The 6,230-nt window shown below is 59.5% G+C and carries 4 protein-coding genes and 2 pseudogenes; 1 reads left to right on the plus strand and 5 read right to left on the minus strand.

What is annotated here, in order from left to right; translation table 11 throughout:
• Positions 1 to 181: 181 nt before the first annotated feature.
• Entirely contained in the window at positions 182 to 418 is a 237-nt protein-coding gene (locus tag ABIC51_RS40690; protein ID WP_354007104.1) for a SymE family type I addiction module toxin, read from the plus strand.
• A 58-nt stretch (positions 419 to 476) separates the two neighbouring features.
• On the opposite strand, the gene ABIC51_RS40695 is transcribed toward ABIC51_RS40690, so the two are convergent.
• The 5 genes and pseudogenes from ABIC51_RS40695 to ABIC51_RS40715 form a co-directional block, all read right to left on the minus strand.
• Positions 477 to 806, minus strand: coding sequence for a hypothetical protein (locus tag ABIC51_RS40695; RefSeq protein ID WP_175861827.1), 330 nt, complete (start codon positions 804 to 806; stop codon positions 477 to 479).
• Positions 807 to 862: 56 nt separating this feature from the next.
• Positions 863 to 2,002 (minus strand): annotated as a pseudogene (locus ABIC51_RS40700) (IS3 family transposase).
• Between the two features lie 350 nt (positions 2,003 to 2,352).
• Positions 2,353 to 2,500, minus strand: a pseudogene (locus ABIC51_RS40970) (RHS repeat-associated core domain-containing protein); the annotation flags it as partial.
• Between the two features lie 282 nt (positions 2,501 to 2,782).
• A complete protein-coding gene (locus ABIC51_RS40710) occupies positions 2,783 to 3,283 on the minus strand; it encodes a hypothetical protein (RefSeq protein WP_146255118.1) in 501 nt (166 codons plus the stop codon).
• Positions 3,252 to 6,230 (minus strand): RHS repeat-associated core domain-containing protein (locus tag ABIC51_RS40715; protein WP_354007105.1); only part of this gene is annotated, 2,979 nt, incomplete at its 5' end. The genes ABIC51_RS40710 and ABIC51_RS40715, both read right to left, overlap by 32 nt.

Here is a 6,230-nt window from a genome sequence, read left to right on the forward strand (position 1 = left end):
GCCATGACGCAGTTCGCACTGCTTTACCCGGAACGATTCAACATTGGAGTCTGAATCTCAACCCCGCCTCACACACGGAATTCCGGATACCTCCGGTAACAGAGCAGTAAAGAGCGCGGACCGCGAGTGTTCCAGCACCCACGGCCCGCTGACCACCACCAACTCACTCCAGGAGTTGATCATGGCTGACGCCAATCTTAAAGCACGTCCACCCGTCACGGAACGCTTCATCACGATGCAGCGCAAGCGCGACATCGGTCGTTACGGAATGAGAGCCATCTATGACGAGAGCTGCGAGCCGCTGTTCCTCTGGCTCAAGATCTCAGGCCGCTGGCTGACACACGACGTAGGTTTCCATGCCGGACAGAAACTCCGCGTTCACGTCCAACACGGCAAGCTCACCATCGCCGCCACCTGAACGACGAGCTTCAACTCATCGCACCAACAACAAGGGCCGCTCACGCGGCCCTTGTTGTCTAGTTGTTTGTCTTGATGCGAAACGCTTCCTTCAGCGTTACTTCATCGTCCAAATCCCCATCTTCGAAACATCTAACAACCCTGCCGCTCAACGCTCCTTGCACCAGATTGCATAAATTCAGCGATCTAAAATTAACTTCCAGCCATAGCGATCGATCGCTCTCTTGAGTCAACCTAGCATCATATTCAGCCAATGTCTGTAGCTCCCGATCCTTCAGACAAACTTCCAGTGCCCGCGCTTTGACGCATGCGTCACTCGACTTCAATGAGTCCATGACATGCTGCGCTGAAGTAGTGTCGTCAAACACCAATCTATATTCGTAGCTCATGATCCGTGTGGCCTCCCTCGAACAGCTGGTTGGACCGGCCAGAGTTTCATAGACACTCACGAGCCGTTTAACGCGTAGCGCCGCTCGAACTCAATCGGTGAAAGATCGCCGGCGGAACCATGCCGACGAACCGGGTTATAAAATATTTCGATGTAATCGAACAAGTCCGAGGTCGCGGTCGCCCGACTCGGATAGATGCGCCGCTTGATTCGCTCCTTCTTTAGGGCACTGAAGAAGCTCTCGGCCACGGCATTGTCGTGGCAATTACCGCGCCGACTCATGCTTGGCACCATATGGTGTGCCTTCAGGAATGACTGCCAGTCATCGCTCGTGAATTGACTGCCCTGGTCGGAATGCACCATGACACCGGGTCCCGGTTTGCGTTTCCAAACCGCAGCCAACAGCGCCTGTAAAACCAGATCGCTGGTCATCGTCGAGCGCGTAGCCCAACCGACGATCTGGCGCGAGTACAGATCCATAACAGCCGCCAGATACAGCCAGCCCTCGTAGGTCCGGATGTACGTGATGTCCGTTACCCAGACCCGGTTCGGTGCGGTTGGCGCGAACTCACGGTTTAAGACGTTGGCGATTACGCCGACCGGACCACCCCGATAGCGGGGCTTGCTGCCATAGCCCACTTCTGCCCGCAGACCTTCGCCTCTCATGAGGCGATGGACGCGGTGACGGCTGCACGTTTCGCCCGATTCACGCAATCCATCGTGACCTTGCGGTAGCCATAGACGCCGCCGCTGGCCAGCCACGCATGCTTGATCAGACCGAGCAATCGCTCATCCTCACGCTTGCGGGCCCCGACTGTCTGCCGCTGTCAGACGTAATAGCCGCTACGATGCACGCCAAGGACCCGGCACATCGAGTACAGGCGGAACTCGCCGAGATGGGCTCGCATGAACGCGTACCTTGCCGCTATCCCTTTGCAAAGTACGCGGCGGCTTTTTTAGAATGTCGCGCTCCTCGGTCACGCGTTTGAGCTCGGCCTTCAGTCGCCGAACCTCGGCGCTCTGATCCAGCTCCGCTTGCCGCACGACGTCGGGCCTGCCGAACTTCAATTTCCAGGCGTAAAGGCTGTGGGTCGTGATGCCCAGCCGCTGCGCCACATCCGCCACCGAATGACCCCGTTCGGTTACCTGTTTGACTGCCTCGATCTTGAACTCATCCGTGTACCGCTTGCCGCTCATCCTGACCTCCTCGGTTGCCATAAATTATGGCTCGAAGATGTCTACGAAAGGCTGGCCGGTCCAATGCTTAGCGCTATCCCGCACGTACTTCAGGCTTTTCGGGAGGTCGGCTGTGTTCAGCACGCAAGCACAATCCTTCCCGGTTCCACCTAGATTTTCGGGACGCCTATGAGGCGGAAGGTTGCGTGCCGACTCTGGCGCAACCGAAATGCCGCCCGTGTCCGGATGAACCATCCCATTAGAATCAACTGGAATATCTACACCCGGGCGTGCACCAAGCCCACGTGCCGTCGGTTCAGCGACAGGAAGTCCATCGCTTCCCGTCTTCATTGCACGATATACGTCTGTGCCCGATAGGCCAAGCGGATCGATCCACAGCGTCGGGTTGGGCGCATACTGATACGCGTTCAAGCCACCTTGCAGCCCGATCGGATCCTTGCTGATGAACCGCCCGCTGCCCGGATCATAGTAACGGTTGCGGTTGTAGTGCAGCCCCGTCTACTTGCCGCTACCCTCGACCTCTCACCGTTCAGCCGTCGCAATCTCCTGCTGCGACGCAGATTGCATTTCGCGTCATAGTGGTATTGCGCGGTGAACGACACGCCGTTGAGCCTTGTGTATCAAGGCAATTCAACTTCGCGCGACGGTTGGCAAGTGTCGATCGGGTCACACGCCGTACACGTACCATTACGGGTTCACGTGAGCCAGTGCTAACAGGCCGGTCGAAGGCGAACGTCTCCATTCGTAGAACGGCCTCACTCCTTCCGCACACGAGCCTTCTTATGCCACCCACGAGGGTTCATCCTCGTAACAGTAAAGAATTGAATATACGCTCACATCCTCACCGCCAAATAGAATTTTCTTGCTCAAAGCAGCGTGAGGCGTAAAGATGAATCCTGCCTCGCGCATATATTTAAGCATAGAAAATCTGAAATCTCTTGAGGGCAAATCTTCTTCCGGCAACGATGGACTGCCGTCTGGCAGAACTTTCGACAGATAAAAATACGGGCCGACGAAAGATACTTGCATAACAGCCTTTTCTTTCCCTTTCTTGATAACAAAGGAATAGCTGACATCGGTATTAGGCTCCGTGTCTTCCGAAAATTGATAATTCTCTTTTATAAAATTCAGCATTTCTGGATACTTCTGCTCCTCAAACCACCGACGAGAAAAGAAGTACTCAGGGCGCTCAAAGCTACCATAAGCCTCAATCACATATCGCAAAAACCTCTCCCAATCGAAGTTGGATTTAGGGGGCTTCTGGTCCTTTGGGATGTCCATGAATTTTCCCTGCATTGTCTTGGTGAACACGCACTGAAGTTTGAGTACCTCCGTTAGGGCCAAATCCTACCGGCTTCTTAAAATCGTGATCTCGAACATTTGGACGTCCGGGAACAGGGATTCCTTGATTCCAAGCATCATCCGTATATTGAACTGCATCATTCCAATCACAAAAACATGATGTCGCCTTACCTTGTTTTACGCGATTATCATACTGTGGCTCACCTAAGACGTGTCCCGCTTGTTTTTGTTGTGAGATGTGCGGAGGCACACGAGGCCGCTTCTTCTGCAAGCCAAGTGGATCAATCCAGCCAACCGGGTTCGGCGCGTACTGGAAGACGTTAATCCCACCAACCAGCCCGATCGGGTCTTTACTGATGAACCGGCCACTGTTCGGATCATAGTACCGATACCGGTTGTAGTGCAGCCCCGTCTCGTGGTCATGGTACTGCCCCTGGAACCGGATCGGGTTATGCACTTCCACGCGCCCACCGGATGCCTTGCGAATGACCTCCTTGACCGCGCCCCAGGCACGATACTCCGCGCTCCAGGCGATCTCGCTCTGTTCGTCCGTCAACTCCTTCGGCGTGCCCAGGTGGTCGCACTGGTACCACGCCAGGCTGTTGATCGGCGGCGCGGGTGGTGGTGGCATCCACAGCGGGTCTTCGTCCTGCCGGTAGTAGTCGCCGTAGTCCGGCTGGTCGAGCAGAAGGATGGCGTCCTGCCGCACGGCCTGCGCCACCGGCACGAAACTGCCCGGCTCATAGACGTAGTGCGTGGTGCGCGCGCCGAAGCCATCTTCGTCGGCGATCTTGCTTTCCCACGCCAGCGTGTCGCCGTCCCAGCCGTACAGCGTGAAGCCGCATTGCAACTCGCGGTTGCGCCTCACCCGCTCGGCGCGGTTCCAGTGCGGCCCTGCCTCGCGGCGTTCCTCGTAATGGGCCTTGCTGTATTTCGTCAGTCGCCGGCCGAGGGCGTCGTAGCTGTAGTCCGCCTGCAGGCGCTCGTCTTCGTAATGCGTGAGCCGGTCGAACAGGTCCCAGGTGTAGCGGCTCTCCTTGCCCTGGTGCCAGCGCTTGCTGAGGTTGCCCCATGCGTCGTACTGGTAGTGGGTGCCGGCGTATTGCTTGAGCAGGTTGTCCAGCGCCTTGATGCGCGGCATGCGCTGGCGCTCGGCCTCGCGCTGTTCGGCCGGATCGATCAGGTTGCTGGCCGGGTCGAACGCGAAGGTTTCGTGGCTCAGGCGGCTTTGTGCCTCCAGCAGCCGGCTCACCGGATCGTAGCGGTAGGCCAGTTGGCCGCGACGCGTGTCGTTGATGTCGGTGAGCTGGCCGCTGGCGTCGTAGCGGTAGCGGCGCACCAGCAGGCGGCTGCCGCCAGCGGTTTGCCCGGGCGGGCCCTTGGCCTCGTGAGCGAGCACCTGTTCACTCAGGCGGCCGAGTGCATCCCACTGCTGCGTCTGTAGCAGGCGGTTGCCTTGCAGGCGCGCCACCTCGCGGTGCAGGTCGTCGCGCTCGTAGCTGACCAGTTCGCGCTCGTCCAGTTGCAGGGCCAGCAGGTGGCCGCTGCCGTAGGTGAGCCAGCTCACGCGGTGCCCGTCCGGGCGCACGGTGGCGATGCGCTGGTTGAGCGCGTCGTATTCGTGCTGCCATACCGCCACCAGCGGCTTGCCTAGGCTGCGGTAATGCTGGTGCTCGCGTACCAGGTTGCCGGCCGCGTCGTGGAACCATTGCAGTCGGCTGTCGGCGTTGGTCGCCAGCGCCAGGTTGCCGTTGAGGTCATACGCGAAGCGTTCCACCTGCCAGTCCTGCTCACGCGGCGGCGTCTCGCCGGTTTGCAGCGCCGCGCGGCGTTCTGCAAGACGGCCCATGGCGTCGAAGGTGTACGCGGTGATGCGCTGGCCGTCGATGGCCAGCGCCAGCTTGCCGGTTTCTTCCTCGTACTCGTAGCGCGTGGTCGTGCCGTCGAAGCCGGTTTCGGCCAGCAGGCGACCGACCGGGTCGTATTGGAACTCGGCGTCGCGGCCGTTCTCGTTGCGCAGCGCGGTGAGCTGGCCGAGCTTGTCCCACTGGTAGCGCAGGGTCTGGCCGGCCGCGTCCACCCGGCTGGCGAGCAGCCCGGCCTCGGTGTAGTCCCATTCGGTACGCCGCCCCAGGGCATCGACGTGGGTCAGCAAACGCCCTTCGGCATCGCGCTCGAAGTGTTCTTCGCTGTTGTCGGGGTGGCGGATGACGGCGAGCTGGCCGGCCTCGTAGCGGTAGCGGGTGACGTTGCCCGCCGCATCGGTGAACTGCACGAGCTGGCCGCGCTCGTCGTAGGCCCATTGGCTGGCCTTGCCCGAACAGTCGATGTAGTGCGTGAGCTGGCCGCTGGCGTTGTACTCGAGCTGCTTGATCTTGCCGCTGGCGTCGGTGATGCCGATCGGCAGGCCCATCGGGTTGTAGGCGTACTCGGTCTTGTTGCCGAGCGGGTCAACGCTATCGGTCAGGCGGCCACGCGTGTCGTAGTCGCGCAGCCAGAGCCCACCCTCGGCATCGCTGATCTTGATGAGCTGGTTCTTCGTATCCCACGCGTAGTGCACCACCGTGCCATCGGCCCGGATGTGTTCGAGCAGGTTGCCGACCTCGTCGTAGGCGTAACGGTCTTCGCTGCCATCGGTGTGGACATGGCGGATGACGTTCTTGGCATCGTCGCGGAAGAACCACTCGGAGCGTTTGTCCGGGTGGATGATGCGGTAGGTGTAGCCGAGGATGTCGCAGTAGTACCAGGTTTCCTGCCCGTGCGCGTCGGTGACGTAGGTGAGGCGAATGTTCGAGTCCCACTCCAGACGTACCTCGAAGCTGCCGTCGTCAGCCCATTCATGCACGGCGCGCGCATCGGGGCCTTCGCCCTGCCATGCGAGGTTCATGCCCCGGCCGGTGCGGTCGGTGTAGCGGGTGATCAGGTG

This window comes from Burkholderia sp. 572, assembly GCF_040545135.1.
Taxonomy (GTDB): Bacteria; Pseudomonadota; Gammaproteobacteria; order Burkholderiales; family Burkholderiaceae; genus Burkholderia; species Burkholderia cepacia.

What these genes read in the sequence shown, in the direction of transcription:
- ABIC51_RS40690 (WP_354007104.1), top strand. Translation starts at nt 182, where the DNA reads ATGGCTGACGCCAATCTTAAAGCACGTCCACCCGTCACGGAACGCTTC.
- ABIC51_RS40695 (WP_175861827.1), bottom strand. Translation starts at nt 806, where the DNA reads ATGAGCTACGAATATAGATTGGTGTTTGACGACACTACTTCAGCGCAG.
- ABIC51_RS40710 (WP_146255118.1), bottom strand. Translation starts at nt 3,283, where the DNA reads ATGGACATCCCAAAGGACCAGAAGCCCCCTAAATCCAACTTCGATTGG.